We start from the raw sequence: 14,663 nt of genomic DNA on the forward strand, positions 1-14,663 counted from the left end.
GATCGAAAAAAGACGCACCCCCAAAATAGGGGATTGTGTTTAGTAGTTGCCATGTCTATGATCAAATTGATGGTGTTCGAATCATGAATCTCTAACGTTCTAGAGAAGGCTTGCTTGTTCATTCTGAACGGCCTGCTTCCATTAAAACCAAACCTTCAACCAATTCAAATGAGAAAATCTACATCTGTAGTCGCCACAGTTATTTTTCTGGTCACAGGATTCGTATTAAGCGCTTGTGGTGATAAGTCTCCTGCTGAAAGTTCAAGCGCTCCGACTTCATCTGCTGCAAGTGCTTCAGCAACAACTGAAAGCAAAAATGAAGTTGCTAAATCTATCGCAAACAACCTTGGTGATTACAAGGATATCGTCTTGACGAAAAATATCACTGAGGAAGTATGGAAGTCATTTCTTGTCGACTTTGGACGATTGGCAGCTTCTAAGCCTGGGATTTCAGATAAAGAGCTTTTGATAGCCGCATATCCAGATATCGCAAGCAACCCAGACCCTTTCAAAAGAGAAGAAGCAACCACTGCTAAGGCTGATGAACTAAAGGCCCTTAGAAGTGCAGCAACGCCGAAGATTCGGCTTGTTGGTTCAGCAAATGCTGGGCTTAGTTCTTACGATATGGAAAAAGAAACTTATGTTGTAAATTTCCGTGGTGCAGGCAACGAATTCACCACGCCTTGGGCAATTCCAAACGTTACTACTGCATATCTTGCAATGAAATATTGTATGGAAAAGGGGCAGGGCGGTAAATGTGCGGAATCTCGTTCTGTTTCAATCAAGGTGCCAAAGGATCGTGCGCGAGTAATTGAAGCTGAACTTGCAAAGCAAGGCTCTCGAACTTTGGGTCTTGGCCTGTATTCAAGTGTTAAAAACTTTACCTTTTGGGAAAATGCCCCAGAGCGAAGCACTATTGAATTGAATATTGAAGGGGTAAGCTTGCATCTGGTTAATCAGCGAGATGAATGGGATGTTTACTATAAAGATACCATTCTGTTCCTTGATGGGCCTGACCTCCAGAACACAGCAAACATGAGAAGCTAGCAGCAAGAATCTATGGTTTAATAACTTCGGATAAGGATTTGCGTAAATGGAAAACACATTCAAGAAGTCATATTCAAAGAAGACCAACCCAGACGGATCAGTTGAGTTGTCGTTCAAGTCAAAGCGCTTCGGCGTGGGTAGCTCAGGTGGCTACCTGATGATCATGATGGTTGCGCTCATGCTCACAACATGTGCAGCCACCTATCCCTTCATTCCCTTAGAACGCAACGACTATGGGAAGCTGCAATTTGACAAGGCGACATGGGCGTTTGTGTCGTTCCCTCTCTACTTAGTGATCCTTTGGTTCATCTCCAACACCAAGGATGTGATCCTCATCAAGCCCGGCGAAGGCGTGATGTTCAAAGGCCACAGTCTCCCGTTTTCAGACGTGAATCAGTTCGGTGTGCATTCCGAACACATGGGCCGCGCTCCAGCAGCGATCATCTTCGCTGAGACTAACGGTAACCGAGTAAAGATGTCAAGGTCAGTCACTCCAGAGCTCGCAAATGCGATTAAGGGTGAAATCTACAATCACACTGTTGCAAGAAAATCCTGACCTTCACCTGCAAGAGCAAAAAATGAATAGCCCATCCAAGGGGTGTTCATACTCAATAGAACGCTCAGCGTCTGTCATACCACTTCAAAGCTACTGAAGTAGAAGCCCAAAGGCATCACGAAGGAGTAAGGAAGTAGCCTTGGGGGCGCCCATGGCGACCAGCTCGCCCACCTCTTCGGGTTGAGCGCCGGGCGCGGCGTCCGCCGGCAGGCGCCAGGCGGTGAGGAAGGTGATCTCCGGCCGGCGCAGGCCGTCGAGGTCCAGCGCGAACACGCATTCAGGCGGCGACGCGGCGCGCATGCCGGCCAGGTGCTCTTCCAGCAGGGCCAGCACCTGCGGGTGCGTGAGTTCGCTGTCGACGCGGATGTGGAACGGGCGCGGCCGTGCGTCTGCTTCGTTCATGTGGCTTCCCTCCCTGGGTTGGCGTTGTGTTGACTGGCCTGTGGCTCTGCGGCCATTGTGTTCTAAATTGTTACTGCTTTGGCCGGCGCCGCTGTCATCCATCACAGGCCAGCGCTTCAAGTTGTGGGTACGCCGGGCCGATAAAGATGAATCACCTACCAAGGATTCACCATGGACGTTTCCCCCGCTTTGCTTGTAGACCGCGTGCTGCAGACGCGCAACAACCAGACCACGCAGGACGTGCAGATCAGCGTGCTGAAAAAGGCCATGGACATGCAGGAGTCGGCTTCTGCCGCGTTGCTGAATGCCGTGGCGGGCAATTTGCCGTTGGCCAGTGGCGGCGCGGTGGGCACGCAGGTGAACACCTTGGTGTGATCTCACGCGCTCTTGTGTTGGGTGGATTCCCCGCGCGGGGCTGGCGTCTGGCCGGGCAGCGGTCTAAAATGCATCGCATCTGCAACGCACTAGGCCCACCCCATGAAAACCGCCACCTTCCCTTCGCTGCGGGTCGACCCCCACTTGCGCGACGCCGCCCAGAGCGTGCTGCAGGAAGGTGAGACTTTGTCGGGTTTCATCGAGGCTTCGGTGCGGGAAACCATTGAGCGCCGCCGCGCCCGCGCCGAGTTTGTGGCGCGTGGGCTGGCCTCGCGTGAAGAGGCGCGGGCCTCAGGCGGCTACTTTGCAGCGGGTGAGGTGCACGTCGAGCTTGGCCAGATGCTGACCCAGGCTCGGAATAGGCTGCAAAAGCGGGCGCAAGGGTGAGCTTCGCGGTCCGGTACAGCGCCGGTGCTCGCGAAGACTTGGTCCGCCTCTACGAATGCTTGTTGCAACAGGCCAGCACGGTCGAAGATCTCGACGTGGCCGCAGTAGCGCTGAACGCGATCACAAGCGCGGTCGACAACCTTGGCCGCTCACCCTTCATTTGCCGCAAGGCCGGCCAGAGCCCGTTTCTGCGTGAGCTGCTGATCCCGTTCGGCAACAGCGGCTATGTCGCCCTGTTTGAGATTGAAGACGCCTCGACCGTGTCTATTCTGGCGGTGCGGCACCAGTTGGAAGACGACTACCACTGACGCGCTGAGTAGCCCACGCTCATGTCCGCCCACATCCCAAAACGTACCCGCTCAGCGGTACAAGTGGGCTTCGAGTGGTTGTGCAGGGGTATCGGGCATCGGTGTTGCGCGCCGTCATACCCCCGCCCCCGTCTTTCGCTATGCTTGCGCGCTTGTGCAACACGAGCCGTTAACTTTTCATGCCCGCTACCCCCAACAAATTCGAATTGACGCTGGAGAAGTTCATCTTTTCCAGCCGCTGGCTGCTGGTGCCATTTTTCCTGGGGCTCATCGTCAGCATGGCGGTGTTGCTGATCAAGTTTTTCAAAGAAATGTGGCTGCTGATCCAGGGGGTGCTGGGCGTCATTGAGCACGACACGGTGATTTCCATCTTGACGCTGGTGGACACGGCGTTGATCGCGGTGCTGTTGCTGATCATCGTGTTCAGCGCCTATGAAAACTTCGTTTCCAAGCTGAGCATTGGCGACCACGAAGACCGCCCGGCCTGGATGGGCAAGGTGGGGTTTTCAGACTTGAAGATGAAGCTGATCGGCGCCATCGTGGCGATTTCGGCGGTGGAACTGCTCAAGGCTTTCCTGGTCAGCACCTCGCTCACCAGCGAGCAGCTGAAGTGGAAGATTGCCATCCACCTGACGTTTGTGGTGTCGGGTCTGCTGTTTGCCCTGGCCGACTGGATCAGCGAGCAGCGTAAGTAAGCCGCCAAGGCGGGGGTGACGCTCCCCTGCTGTTGCCTTTGGCCGGTTGAAGCCAGAAGCCCCTCACCCCAACCCTCGCCCGCAAGCGGGAGAGGGGGTTAAGGCAAAACCGGGGCGAAGTTGTGCAGGCCAGCGCGGTCACCCGCGAGGCGCGCGGCTTTGTTTCAGCTGCAGGTGACGCTGCCGCAGCCGCTCATGCTGGCTGGGCGCACCTTGCTGGGGTCGGCCAGCGTTTCGGTGCGGCTGTCAAAGCCCACTTCTTTCAGGTGCAGGGCCAGGCCGGCGTCCATGCTGGCGGCGTGCTGGGGAAACCATTCGGCCAGGGCTTCGGCCAGGCGGGTGATGATTTCCGGGTCTTCTTTCTCGTAGTGCTCCACCACGGCGTGCATGGTTTCCAGAATGGTGGCGTGGTGGCTGGCGTGGCAGTTGTCGGCTGAAAAGCCGGTGGCGAGCATCCAGCGCTCTTCTTGCGCAAAGTGTTCCACCGTGTGGGCCACAAACTCGCGGTACAGCGGCAGTTGCTGGTCTTGCGGGGTGGCCAGCAGCTGGTTGAGCATGGTCACAAATTCTTCGTGGGTGTCGTCCATGCGGGCGTCGCCCACGGCCAGAGCGGGTGACCAGTTGAGCGGGGCGGTGGCGGAAGGGGTGGCGGTGTTTTGCATGGGGCGTGAGCTTAGCAGTGGGGTGGCTGGGGTGGGTTTGATGCAGGTCAACGGCCCGCGGGCCGTGAGCGTTGTTGAGCTTATTGCAGGTTGTAGTCAGTCAGGCGGGGGCGCTGCACAGCTTTCACGTACTCGGCGGTGAAGCCGGGGAACAGCGCCACGATGCGGCCGTTGTCCATGCGGTACCAGCTGCGGCACTGGCTCCACACCGAGCCGGCCAGGCGCTGCTGCAGTTGCTGGTTGTGGGCAGCCATCACGTCGGCGCGCACGTCGATCCAGCGGTGTTGGCCCCGGCGCACGGCCTGCATGCACGCAATGGCGTGGTCCACCTCGGGTTCTATGTAGAGCAGGGTGGAGGTGTGGCCGGTGGCGGTGTTGGGCCCGAGCATGAGAAACAGATTGGGGAAGCCGGCCACGGTGATGCCTTGGTAGGCCTCGGGGCCGTTGGCCCAGGCGCTGGCCAGCGTGCGCCCTTGCAGGCCGGTCACCTTGAGGCTGGAGAGCAGGTGCACGGCGTCAAAGCCGGTGGCGCACACCAGCACGTCCACCGCGCGCTCGCGGCCGTCGGTGGTGACGATGCCGTGTTCGGTGATGCGTTCAATGCCGGTGGTGACCAGTTCCACATGGGGCTGGCTCAGCGCGGGGTAAAAGTCGTTGGAATAAATGATGCGCTTGCAGCCCAGCGGGTACGGCGGGGTGAGCTGCTGGCGCAGGGCGGGGCTGGGCACCTGGCGCGCGCGGTGGGCGGCGGCGGTTTTGAGCATGCCCCGGCGGGCCAGGGTGCCGTCTTCAAAGCCGCGCCGGCCCCATTCGAGCACCTGCACCCAGTTCCAGCGCACCAGGCGGTTGTAGGTGCTGAAGCCGGCCAGCCAGCGGTCGAGCGCGTGGTAGCGGCGGTCCAGCCGGGGCAGCACCCAGTTGGCGGTGCGCTGAAACACATGCAGTTGGGCGGCCTGCGCGGCCATGTGGGGCACCAGCTGCGACGCGGTGGAGCCGGTGCCAATGACCGCCACGCGCTGGCCTTTCAGCGGGCACTGGGGGGCCCAGCGGGCCGAATGCAGTTGGCGGCCCTTGAAGGTTTCAAGGCCTGGAATGTCGGGCCAGCGCAGCTGGTTCAGCGGGCCGGTGCTGCACACAAAAAAGCGCGAGCGCAGGGCGGTGCCTTGCTCGGTGGCAAAGTGCCAGTGGCCGGTGGCTTCTTCAAAACGCGCTTCGCTCAGCCGGGTGCCAAAGCGGATGTGCGCCAGCAGCCCGTGGCGCTCGGCCAGTTGCTGCATGTAGGCCTGAATTTCAGGGGCGGAGGCAAAACGGCGCGTCCAGCCGGGGTTGGGTGCAAAGGAAAACGAATAGGCGGGCGAGGGCACGTCCACATGGGCGCCGGGGTAGGTGTTGTCCCACCAGGTGCCGCCCAGCCCGGGCTGCTTTTCCAAAATGACGAAGTTGTGCATGCCCGCGCGCTGCAACTGGATGGCCATGCACAGGCCCGACATGCCGGCGCCCAGGATGACCACCTCGTGCGCCTGCTCGCCGTTGGGCTGGGTGTGCGGCAGGTGCGCGTGGGCAAAGCTGGCGAGGCGGGCAATGGCTTCGTCGGCGCTTTTCAACACGCCGCCGTGCAGCTGAAACACGTGCCAGCGGTGTTGCGTCACTTCCAGCCGGGCGGTCACGCCGGCCGCTTGCAGGGCGGCGTGCAGCGCCAGGGCCTGGTCGTGCAGCAGCTCGTCGGTGCCGGCCTGTATCAGCACCGGCGGCAGGCCGCCGAGGTGGCCACGCAGGGGCGAAATGCCGGGCTCGGCGGCGCTGTGCTGCGCCCGGTAAAAGTCCACACAGGCCTGTGCCCAGCGGTGGCTGAGCATGGCTTCGCCGGGCGGTGGGGCCGGCAGCGGGTTGGGCGCCACGGCGTCGCCCAGCGGCGACAGCAGCAGCAGCGAAGCGGGCCCGGGCTCGCCGGCGTCGCGCAAGGCCATGGCCAGCGCCAGGGCCAGGCCGCCGCCGGCCGAGTCGCCGCCAACGATCACCGGGCCATCGGCTCGCAGCGCCCGAAAGGCGGCCAGCGCGTCGTGCAGGGCGGCGGGGTAGGGGCGTTCGGGGGCCAGCCGGTAGTCGAGCGCAAACACGGGCAGGCCACTGGCCAGCGCCAGCCGCGCGGTGAGCGAGCGGTGGGTGGCGGCCGAGCCGATGCAGTAGGCGCCGCCGTGCAGGTAGAGCACGGTGGCCTGGGCTTGGCCCGTGTCGGTGGCGCTGGGTGGGGTGTGGCGCGGGCGCAGCCACTCGCCGGGCATGCCGCCCACTTCAGCGGGCGTGGCGCTGGCCGCGCGCGGCACCGGCAAGGAAAGACGTGCCAGCGCAGCCAGCCAGCCGCGCTGGAACGCGATGGAAAAACGCGGTGAAAAAACGGGCTTGATCAGCAGCTGGAGCGACCAGCGCTGCAGGCGGGCCAGCAGGCTTTCAGCCGCGCCACGGGGTGTGTAAACAACCATCTGGACCTCTCACAAGGGGTGAGCGGCAGTGTACGGGCGGGGCCGGCCAGACGGGTGTCGCGCTGGTGGTGGGCTGGGCTTTCCAGGGTTTCAGGCGCGGGCCGGGCGGTTGCTCAGCATGTCGTTCAGCGCGGTTTGCAGCTCGTCCGCTTGCAGGGCTTCGTTCAGCCGGGCCAGCGCGGGGAGCGCCAGGTAGCCACGCAGGTGGAAGGTGTCGAGGTCGGCGTCTTGCAGCGCGTCGTAGTCGCGCAGCGAAGCCAGCTGGCCCGAGGCCAGGCGCTCGCCCAGCCGCGAGCACAGGTAGGAAAGTGCCAGGCGGGGCGCGCGCAGCGGGTCGGCCTGGCTCACAGGGGTGACCAGCACGCGGCTGCTGTCGCACACGTCGTCCACCAGCGCCAGTGGCAGGTCCCAGGCCCGCATCAGCAGGCCACCGATTTCGCTGGCCGTGAGGTCGAGCACCGCTTGTTCGAGCTGGGCACGCTGCAGGCGGCCCGACACCGACCATTCGCTCAGCGCCTTGGGCGGCATGAGCGAGGCGGTGGCCAAGTGGCCCACAAAGCCCAGCACCACCTGGGTGGCCAGGGTGGCCTGGTCGGGCAGGTTCAGGGCCTTGCCCAGGCGCACGCAGAGTTCGCTGGCAATGGCGCTGGCGCGCCAGATGGCGTCAAACGCTTGCTGCGAGGTGGCCAGGCTGGGCTTGAAGGCTTCGGCCAGCATGTATTGCATGCAGATGTTGCGCACCGTGTTCATGCCCAGAAACGTGACCGCCTGCCCAATGCCGTTGACAGGCTGGCGCAGGCCGTAAAACGGGCCGTTCACGGTAGACAGCACCTTGGCGGCAATCAGCGGCTCGGTGAGCACCAGTTCGCTCAGCTCGGTGGAATTGGCGCGGGCCACGAAGTCGGGCGACAGCAGCTTTTGCAGAGAGCGCGGCGGGCGCGGAATGCCCTTGATGGCGCCCATCAGCGCGTCGCGTCGTGGGGCTTCCAGGTCAGCTTCTTTGAGCCACTGAAAGGCGCGCAGTTCAAACGGCGTGTGCTCGGTGGGTGCGGCGCTAGCACCCGGCGAGGCCGCCGCAGGCACGGGGGCCGCCGCCTTGGCTGGCTGGGCGCTGCGCTGCACCGGTTGCCTGGCTACCGGGGGCGCAGCCAGCGCCGGCTTGGGGCCTGATGTGCGGCGCAAGGCCCACCAAACCAGGGCGATCGCAACAACACCGGCAATCCAGAGCAGCAATAAGGACACAGCAAAAACTCCCAGGGTCTGACGGCCAGCGCAGAAACGGGGAACGTTTTGTGGCCGGTATGCCCTGTGTATCGGCTGTGTGGCCGGCTTCTTGAGATCAGCCCAGGCGGCTGCGGTGGCGTGCTATTTGCGCCAGCACTTGCACCGGCGCGGTGCCGCCCAGCGTGTTGCGGGCGTTCAGGCTGCCGCGCAGGCTCAGGCACTCGTACACGTCTTTTTCAATGCTGGCGTTGAAGCTTTGCAGCACCGCCAGCGGCAATTCGGACAGGTCGCAGGCGTGGCTGGTGGCAGCTTTTACAGCGTGGGCCACGGTTTCGTGCGCGTCGCGAAACGGCAGGCCCTTTTTCACCAGGTAGTCGGCCAGGTCGGTGGCGGTGGCGTAGCCCTTCTTGGCGGCCTCTTCCATGGCGATGGCGTTGACGGTGATGCCGCCTTCTTTGGCGCCGGTGGCCGGGTTGAGCTGGCCGCCCACCATTTCGGCAAAGATGCGCAACGTGTCTTTGAGCGTGTCCACCGTGTCAAACAGCGGCTCTTTGTCTTCCTGGTTGTCCTTGTTGTAGGCCAGGGGCTGGCCTTTCATGAGGGTGATGAGGCCCATGAGGTGGCCGACCACGCGGCCGGTTTTGCCGCGCGCGAGTTCGGGCACGTCGGGGTTTTTCTTCTGCGGCATGATGGAACTGCCGGTGGTGAAGCGGTCGGCAATCTTCACAAAGTTGAAGTTTTGGCTCATCCACAAAATGAGTTCTTCGCTGAAGCGGCTGATGTGCACCATGCACAGGCTGGCGGCGGCGGTGAATTCAATGGCGAAGTCGCGGTCGCTCACGCCGTCCAGGCTGTTCTGGCAGACCTGTGGGTTGCCCTGCTCGTCCACCATGCCCAGCGTGCGGGCTACGCGCTCGCGGTCCAGCGGGTAGGTGGTGCCGGCGAGGGCCGCCGAGCCCAGCGGCAGGCGGTTGGTGCGGCGGCGCACGTCGGCCATGCGCTCGGCGTCGCGGGCAAACATTTCCACATAGGCCAGCAGGTGGTGGGCAAAGCTCACCGGCTGCGCCACCTGCAGGTGGGTGAAGCCGGGCATGATCACTTCGACGTTGCGTTCGGCCACGTCCACCAGCGCGGTTTGCAGTTCTTTCAACAAATCGGCAATCAGATCAATCTCGCTGCGCAGCCACAGGCGCACGTCGGTGGCCACCTGGTCGTTGCGGCTGCGCCCGGTGTGCAGGCGCTTGCCGGCGTCGCCCACCAACTGCGTCAGGCGCGCTTCAATATTCAGGTGCACGTCTTCCAGATCGAGCTTCCATTCAAAGCTGCCGGCTTCAATTTCACTGCGGATCTGCGCCATGCCGCGTTCGATGGCGGCGCGGTCGTCGGCACCGATGATGTTTTGTGCGGCCAGCATTTCAGCGTGGGCCAGGCTGCCGGTGATGTCGGCCAGCCAGAGGCGTTTGTCAAAGAACACGCTGGCGGTGTAGCGCTTGACCAACTCGCTCATGGGCTCCGAGAATAGGGCGGACCAGGCTTCAGATTTCTTGTCGAGTTGATTGGTGGACATGGTGTTGCCAGCGGCTGGGTGAGGGGTTGAAAAGCGGTTTTAAGAGGGCGCGTGTCGCCACGGGCGGGGTGGGGCCAGACAGACCATGCCGGACATTTGTCATGCCGGGGGTTGCCAGGCCCGCCCTGCGGCTGGCCTAAGCCTATAGTGCACCCATGAGAGATTCCCGAATTTTATCGAGCTTCCAGGAGCTGCCCCACGCAGAAGGCGCCCGCCCGCTGGCGCAGATGCCCGAGCTGGCGCGCGTGCGCGACCTGGTGTTTGACACCTGCAAGGTGGGGGTGGTGCTGCGCGCGGTGCTGTTTGTGCAGGCCATTGTGGCGGTGGTGGGCCTTTTTGGGGCCGACACGGTGTGGGTCTGGCTCTCGCAAATGGCCATGTTCACCGGGGCGGCCTTGCCCGCCACGCTGGTGTGGCTGCTGGCAGTGTGCGCCCTGAAAAAGCCGCTGGGCCGCCTGCCCATGCCCGCGCAGTGGACGGCGGGCATCGCGCTGGGCGCGCTGTCCGCTCTGTATGGCTGCGGCCTGCTGGTGTGGATGGGCCTGGTGCAACCCGCGCCCTGGCTGGGCAGCGCAGCGGCCGGTGCGCTGGTGGCGGCGGTGCTGGTGGCGGCGCTGGTGTGGCGCACCAAGGCGCGCGCGCCCGCCGGCACCACGGCGCAGCTGGCTGAGCTGCAGGCGCGCATTCGGCCCCATTTTTTGTTCAACACACTCAACACCGCGATTGCGCTGGTGCGCGAAGAGCCGGCCAAAGCCGAGAACCTGCTGGAAGACCTGAGCGAGCTGTTTCGCCACGCCCTGGCCGACACCAAAGAGGCGGTGCCGCTGTGGCAAGAGCTGGAGCTGGCCGAGCACTACCTGGCCATTGAGCAGCTGCGCTTTGGCGAGCGCCTGAAGGTGGAGTGGAGCATTGACGACGCGGCGTCCAAAGCGCGGCTGCCCCCGCTGATCCTTCAGCCGCTGGTGGAGAACGCGGTGAAGCACGGCGTGGAACCCAGCCCGGACGGCGCCATGGTGCGCATCAGCACGCAGCGCCGGGGCAGCGTGGTCGTGATCAAGGTGACCAACACCGTGCCGGCGGGCAGCGGGCGCCGCGGCCACGGCCTGGCGCTGGACAATGTGCGCCAGCGCCTGACGCTGCTGCACGATGTGCAAGGGCGCTTTCAAAGTGCGCTGGTCAAGGGCGTGTTTCAGGTGCGCCTGGAAATACCGGTATAAGCGGACACAGCAAGGGAGCATGGCATGACACTCAAGGTACTGATCGTCGACGACGAAACACTGGCGCGGTCCCGGTTGCGTACCCTGCTGGGCGATTGCACCGACCCGCGCGTGGACGTGGTGGGCGAGGCCGCCAACGCCGTGCAGGCCATGGACCAGATTCAGCGCACCCATTGCGACCTGGTGCTGCTGGACGTGCACATGCCCGGTGTGGACGGCATGACCCTGGCCGCCACGCTGCGCCAGATGGCAGCGCCACCCGCGGTGGTGTTTGTGACCGCTTACGCCGAGCACGCCGTGCAGGCGTTTGAACTCGAAGCCATTGACTACCTGACCAAACCGGTGCGCCGCGAGCGGCTGCAGCAGGCGCTGCAAAAGGTCGAGCGGCTGCGCCTGGCAGCCGACGGCGGCCCGCAGTTCGAGTCCAACAGCGCCGGTACCGAGAGCCTCATCATCCAGGAGCGCGGGCGCAGCGAGCGCGTGGCCCTGTCCGACGTGGTCTACCTCAAGGCCGAGTTGAAATACATCACCGTGCGCACGGCCGACAAAGAACACATTTTTGACGGCGCGCTGAGCGACCTGGAGCAGCGCTACGCCCACCTGTTTGTGCGCGTGCACCGCAATGCGCTGGTGGCGCGCCGCGCGGTGCGGGCGGTGGAAAAGCACAACGACCCGGTGGAGGGCGAAGGCTGGATGGTGCGCCTGGATGGCGTGGAAGAGCGCCTGGCGGTGTCGCGTCGGCAGCTGGCGGCGGTGCGTGAGGCGCTGATGAGCTAGTCAGGCTCCCCCCGCGCCGCCTGCGGCGTCACCCCCCAGGGGGCGGCACTGGCGGCCCGGCAAAGCCGGTTCCGCGGTTCCCTTGGATCAACTTCCCTTCCGGCGCGGCGTGTCAGCATCCAGGATGCGGTGGAACCGGCTTTGCCGGACCACTCGCATTGCCCCCTGGGGGGTGACGCCGCAGGCGGCGCGGGGGGTCAATATTCCGCTGCCTCAATCAAAAACCGCACCCGCCGTTGGCCTTGCCATTCGTCGGCGTCGAGCCGAAACGCCAGCTTTACCCGCTCGGGCAAAGGCTCGGTGTGGCCAAACCAGATGCCGTCCACCGCCTCGCCCTGGTGTTTCATTTTCAGCGCCAGGTGTTTTTCGCCCACCAGCCGCTGGCTGACGATTTGTACCTCTTCGCAAAACACCGGCGGTGCAAAGCCCTGGCCCCACACCTCTTTGTGCAGGGTGTCCACCAGGTCGGTGCGGCGGTATTGCTTGTCGAGCACGCCATCGGCTTCCAGCCGGCGTTGCAGGGTGGCGGCGTCCAGCCATTCGTGGGCCACCAGCTGCAAGGCGGCTTCAAAGGTTTCCAGGTGTTCTTCGTCGATGGTGCAGCCCGCAGCCATGGCGTGCCCGCCAAAGCGCAGCAACACGCCCGGGTGGCGCTTGGCCACCAAATCCAGCGCGTCGCGCAAATGAAAGCCGGGAATGGAGCGGCCCGAGCCCTTGAGTTCGTTTTCTTTGCCTTCGGCGCCGCTGGCAGCAAACACAAACGTGGGGCGGTGCATCTTGTCTTTCAGGCGCGAAGCCACGATGCCGACCACGCCTTCGTGGAAGTCCGGGTCGAACACGATCAGCGCTGGCGGCGGCTCTTCGGATTCGTCAAACATTTCTTCGGCCAGCATCAGCGCCTGGTCGCGCATGTCGCCTTCAATCGCTTTGCGCTCGCGGTTGATGCCGTCCAGCGTGCGCGCCAGTTCGTCGGCGCGTAGCGCGTCGTCGGTGCTCAGGCATTCAATGCCCAGCGTCATGTCGGCCAGCCGCCCGGCGGCGTTCAGGCGCGGGCCCAGGGCAAAGCCAAAGTCGAAACTGGTGGCGGCTTCGGGCCGGCGGGCGGCCACGTTGAACAGCGCCGCCATACCCGGCGGCATGGCACCGGCGCGCACGCGCTTCAGGCCCTGGGCCACCAGGCGGCGGTTGTTGGCGTCGAGCTTCACCACGTCGGCCACGGTACCGAGCGCCACGAGCGGCAGCAGCGCATCGATTTTGGGTTGCGTTTTGGCATCAAACACACCGCGCTCGCGCAGCTCGGCGCGCAGCGCCAGCAGCACATAAAACATCACGCCCACGCCGGCAATCGACTTGCTTTCGAAATCGCAACCCGGCTGGTTGGGGTTGACGATCACGCAGTCTTCGGGCACCACCACCTCGCCGCCCTTGAGCGCGGGCAGGTGGTGGTCGGTCACGATCACTTGCAGGCCGAGCTCGCGCGCGGCGCGCACGCCGTCCAGGCTGGCAATGCCGTTGTCCACCGTCACCAGCACGTCGGCGCCTTGCGCCTTCACGCGCTTCGCTATCGACGGGGTGAGGCCGTAGCCGTCGGTCACGCGGTCGGGCACCAGGTAGTTCACACGGCTGAAGCCCATGGGCGCACCCAGCAGGCGCAGGCCGCGCAGGCCCACGGCGCAGGCGGTGGCGCCGTCGCAGTCGTAGTCGGCCACGATGCAGATGGCCTGGTTGGCGGCCATGGCGTCGGCCAGGGCGCGGGCGGCCTCGGCGGCGCCTTTCATGGAAGACGGCGGCAGCAGCAGCGAAAGGGCGTCGTCCAGCTGCTCTTTGCTGGTGATGCCGCGCGCTGCAAACAGGCGGGCCAGCAGCGGGTGCAGGCCGCTTTGCTCCAGCGCCCAGGCGGCGCGGGGAGGGACGTCGCGGGTGATGATTTTCATAAGGTTTCGAGAACGTTCCAGGCGGGCGCAGGCGCCCGCAGGTTTTTGAAAAAACGGCCCAGGCGGGCACCTGCGCTGCGCGGCGCGTTGACCCAGCGCTGCGTGTTGCGCTCGCCGCACAGGGTGAGGGTGACGGGCTCGCCCCGGCGGGCGGCGTCCAGCAAGGGCTTGATGGCGGTGGCGTCCAGCGCGGCCCAGGCGGCTTGCCAGGCGGCCCAGTCGGCACGCAGCGCGGCCTGGCGCAGGGTTTCGGGCATGTCGGGTACGGCTTGTGGCGCCAGCGGCCCGGCCAGCGCGCCGGCACCGCTGACCCAGATGCCGTTGATGATGTGCAGGCCAGCGGCTTCGCGCGCGTCGTTCACCGCGTGGGTGTAGAACAGCATTTGCGCCTCGCTCTGCAGCCGCTTGAGCAGCTGGGCGCCCGCCGGGTTGGCGGGGCTTTCAACCAGCCAGGCGTCCACCGGGCGGCCAATCACGCGGTCCAGGCTGGCGCAGGCAATGCCACGCAGCGCCTCGCCGCTGGCGTGCCAGCGGGTGGCGCTTTCAAAGCGCAGCGTGATGCCGTCTTCGGCACAAAACGGCGCCAGCGCATCAAACAGGGCACGCGCATGGGCACCGTCCAGACCCAGTTGCTCGCCGGGCAGCAGGGTCACCTGTTCCATGCCCACCTGAAAGTGGCAGGGTGTGAACCAGGCCTGCGGCGTGGCCGGGCTGTCGCTTTGCGCGGCGGCCCAGGGAATCAGACCGTCGCCGTAAGGGGTTCCGGCGAATTGCACCAGGCCCAGTGCCTGCGCCAGGGCGCGCTCGTGCGGCAGGCTCAGGCTGTGGTCGTGGCCGGTGTCGGTGTCGGTGTCGGTGTGTTGCCGTGTCAGCTCGGCCAGCAGGGCGTTCAGGTGGGGCGTAACCAATTGCGGCCCCAAGGCCCGGCATTCGGGGGCGCTGGCACTGGCAAAAGGAATCAGCAGGTGCGGGAGGGCTTCTGGGGCCGTGGGGGAGGCAGACATGCCTCTGATTGTCGGGGATGCCACAATC

Annotated in this window: 15 protein-coding genes; 8 read left to right on the forward strand and 7 right to left on the reverse strand. The window is 64.2% G+C overall.

The window, feature by feature from the left end:
- Nucleotides 1-114 precede the first annotated feature (114 nt).
- Together AC4QBL_RS01660 and AC4QBL_RS01665 are read left to right on the forward strand one after the other, a co-directional pair.
- Nucleotides 115-1,047 (forward strand): hypothetical protein, encoded by a 933-nt coding sequence (locus AC4QBL_RS01660; protein WP_472906727.1) that lies wholly within the window; start codon nt 115-117, stop codon nt 1,045-1,047.
- Nucleotides 1,048-1,093: 46 nt separating this feature from the next.
- Nucleotides 1,094-1,603 (forward strand): hypothetical protein, encoded by a 510-nt coding sequence (locus AC4QBL_RS01665; protein ID WP_472906726.1) that lies wholly within the window; start codon nt 1,094-1,096, stop codon nt 1,601-1,603.
- Nucleotides 1,604-1,693: 90 nt separating this feature from the next.
- On the opposite strand, the gene AC4QBL_RS01670 is transcribed toward AC4QBL_RS01665, so the two are convergent.
- Nucleotides 1,694-2,005 (reverse strand): hypothetical protein, encoded by a 312-nt coding sequence (locus AC4QBL_RS01670; RefSeq protein ID WP_472906725.1) that lies wholly within the window; start codon nt 2,003-2,005, stop codon nt 1,694-1,696.
- Nucleotides 2,006-2,176: 171 nt separating this feature from the next.
- Between AC4QBL_RS01670 and AC4QBL_RS01675 the strand changes: the two genes are divergently transcribed.
- From AC4QBL_RS01675 to AC4QBL_RS01690, 4 genes are all read left to right on the forward strand, one after another.
- The gene (locus AC4QBL_RS01675; protein WP_472906724.1) at nt 2,177-2,380 is read left to right on the forward strand and encodes a YjfB family protein; all 204 of its coding nucleotides are present in this window, start codon (nt 2,177-2,179) and stop codon (nt 2,378-2,380) included.
- 102 nt (nt 2,381-2,482) lie between these two features.
- Complete coding sequence (locus AC4QBL_RS01680; protein ID WP_472906723.1) at nt 2,483-2,767, forward strand: YlcI/YnfO family protein; 285 nt, start codon at nt 2,483-2,485, stop codon at nt 2,765-2,767.
- The gene (locus AC4QBL_RS01685; RefSeq protein WP_472906722.1) at nt 2,764-3,075 is read left to right on the forward strand and encodes a type II toxin-antitoxin system RelE/ParE family toxin; all 312 of its coding nucleotides are present in this window, start codon (nt 2,764-2,766) and stop codon (nt 3,073-3,075) included. The genes AC4QBL_RS01680 and AC4QBL_RS01685 overlap by 4 nt, the downstream gene beginning before the upstream one ends.
- Before the next feature lie 179 nt (nt 3,076-3,254).
- Nucleotides 3,255-3,770: a TIGR00645 family protein gene (locus tag AC4QBL_RS01690; RefSeq protein WP_472906721.1), complete on the forward strand. Its 516-nt coding sequence runs from the start codon at nt 3,255-3,257 to the stop codon at nt 3,768-3,770.
- Nucleotides 3,771-3,934: 164 nt separating this feature from the next.
- On the opposite strand, the gene AC4QBL_RS01695 is transcribed toward AC4QBL_RS01690, so the two are convergent.
- The 4 genes from AC4QBL_RS01695 to argH all read right to left on the reverse strand — a co-directional run bounded on the left by AC4QBL_RS01695 (nt 3,935) and on the right by argH (nt 9,703).
- Complete coding sequence (locus tag AC4QBL_RS01695) at nt 3,935-4,432, reverse strand: bacteriohemerythrin (RefSeq protein WP_472906720.1); 498 nt, start codon at nt 4,430-4,432, stop codon at nt 3,935-3,937.
- Between the two features lie 80 nt (nt 4,433-4,512).
- Nucleotides 4,513-6,912 carry an alpha/beta hydrolase fold domain-containing protein gene (locus tag AC4QBL_RS01700; RefSeq protein WP_472906719.1) on the reverse strand — a complete coding sequence of 800 codons (2,400 nt, stop codon included), beginning with the start codon at nt 6,910-6,912 and terminating at the stop codon, nt 4,513-4,515.
- A 90-nt stretch (nt 6,913-7,002) separates the two neighbouring features.
- A complete protein-coding gene (locus AC4QBL_RS01705) occupies nt 7,003-8,154 on the reverse strand; it encodes an HDOD domain-containing protein (protein WP_472906718.1) in 1,152 nt (383 codons plus the stop codon).
- A 97-nt stretch (nt 8,155-8,251) separates the two neighbouring features.
- The gene (gene argH, locus AC4QBL_RS01710) at nt 8,252-9,703 is read right to left on the reverse strand and encodes an argininosuccinate lyase (RefSeq protein WP_472906717.1); all 1,452 of its coding nucleotides are present in this window, start codon (nt 9,701-9,703) and stop codon (nt 8,252-8,254) included.
- Between the two features lie 155 nt (nt 9,704-9,858).
- Between argH and AC4QBL_RS01715 the strand changes: the two genes are divergently transcribed.
- The gene (locus AC4QBL_RS01715) at nt 9,859-10,920 is read left to right on the forward strand and encodes a sensor histidine kinase (protein ID WP_472902255.1); all 1,062 of its coding nucleotides are present in this window, start codon (nt 9,859-9,861) and stop codon (nt 10,918-10,920) included.
- A 24-nt stretch (nt 10,921-10,944) separates the two neighbouring features.
- On the forward strand, nt 10,945-11,697 hold the full coding sequence (locus AC4QBL_RS01720) for a LytR/AlgR family response regulator transcription factor (protein ID WP_472902256.1): 753 nt from the start codon (nt 10,945-10,947) through the stop codon (nt 11,695-11,697).
- A gap of 197 nt (nt 11,698-11,894) precedes the next feature.
- Here the strand turns inward: AC4QBL_RS01720 and recJ are convergent, their stop codons facing one another.
- Nucleotides 11,895-13,631 (reverse strand): single-stranded-DNA-specific exonuclease RecJ, encoded by a 1,737-nt coding sequence (recJ, locus tag AC4QBL_RS01725; RefSeq protein WP_472906716.1) that lies wholly within the window; start codon nt 13,629-13,631, stop codon nt 11,895-11,897.
- The gene (locus AC4QBL_RS01730) at nt 13,628-14,635 is read right to left on the reverse strand and encodes a phosphoglycerate mutase (RefSeq protein ID WP_472906715.1); all 1,008 of its coding nucleotides are present in this window, start codon (nt 14,633-14,635) and stop codon (nt 13,628-13,630) included. Before AC4QBL_RS01730 ends, recJ begins: the two co-directional genes overlap by 4 nt.
- Between the last annotated feature and the right edge of the window lie 28 nt (nt 14,636-14,663).

The organism is Hydrogenophaga sp. L99, from assembly GCF_058731905.1.

Coding starts and splice junctions, on each gene's coding strand:
- AC4QBL_RS01665 (WP_472906726.1), top strand. CDS start 1,094: ATGGAAAACACATTCAAGAAGTCATATTCAAAGAAGACCAACCCAGAC.
- AC4QBL_RS01670 (WP_472906725.1), bottom strand. CDS start 2,005: ATGAACGAAGCAGACGCACGGCCGCGCCCGTTCCACATCCGCGTCGAC.
- AC4QBL_RS01675 (WP_472906724.1), top strand. CDS start 2,177: ATGGACGTTTCCCCCGCTTTGCTTGTAGACCGCGTGCTGCAGACGCGC.
- AC4QBL_RS01680 (WP_472906723.1), top strand. CDS start 2,483: ATGAAAACCGCCACCTTCCCTTCGCTGCGGGTCGACCCCCACTTGCGC.
- AC4QBL_RS01690 (WP_472906721.1), top strand. CDS start 3,255: ATGCCCGCTACCCCCAACAAATTCGAATTGACGCTGGAGAAGTTCATC.
- AC4QBL_RS01695 (WP_472906720.1), bottom strand. CDS start 4,432: ATGCAAAACACCGCCACCCCTTCCGCCACCGCCCCGCTCAACTGGTCA.
- AC4QBL_RS01700 (WP_472906719.1), bottom strand. CDS start 6,912: ATGGTTGTTTACACACCCCGTGGCGCGGCTGAAAGCCTGCTGGCCCGC.
- argH (WP_472906717.1), bottom strand. CDS start 9,703: ATGTCCACCAATCAACTCGACAAGAAATCTGAAGCCTGGTCCGCCCTA.
- AC4QBL_RS01715 (WP_472902255.1), top strand. CDS start 9,859: ATGAGAGATTCCCGAATTTTATCGAGCTTCCAGGAGCTGCCCCACGCA.
- AC4QBL_RS01720 (WP_472902256.1), top strand. CDS start 10,945: ATGACACTCAAGGTACTGATCGTCGACGACGAAACACTGGCGCGGTCC.
- recJ (WP_472906716.1), bottom strand. CDS start 13,631: ATGAAAATCATCACCCGCGACGTCCCTCCCCGCGCCGCCTGGGCGCTG.
- AC4QBL_RS01730 (WP_472906715.1), bottom strand. CDS start 14,635: ATGTCTGCCTCCCCCACGGCCCCAGAAGCCCTCCCGCACCTGCTGATT.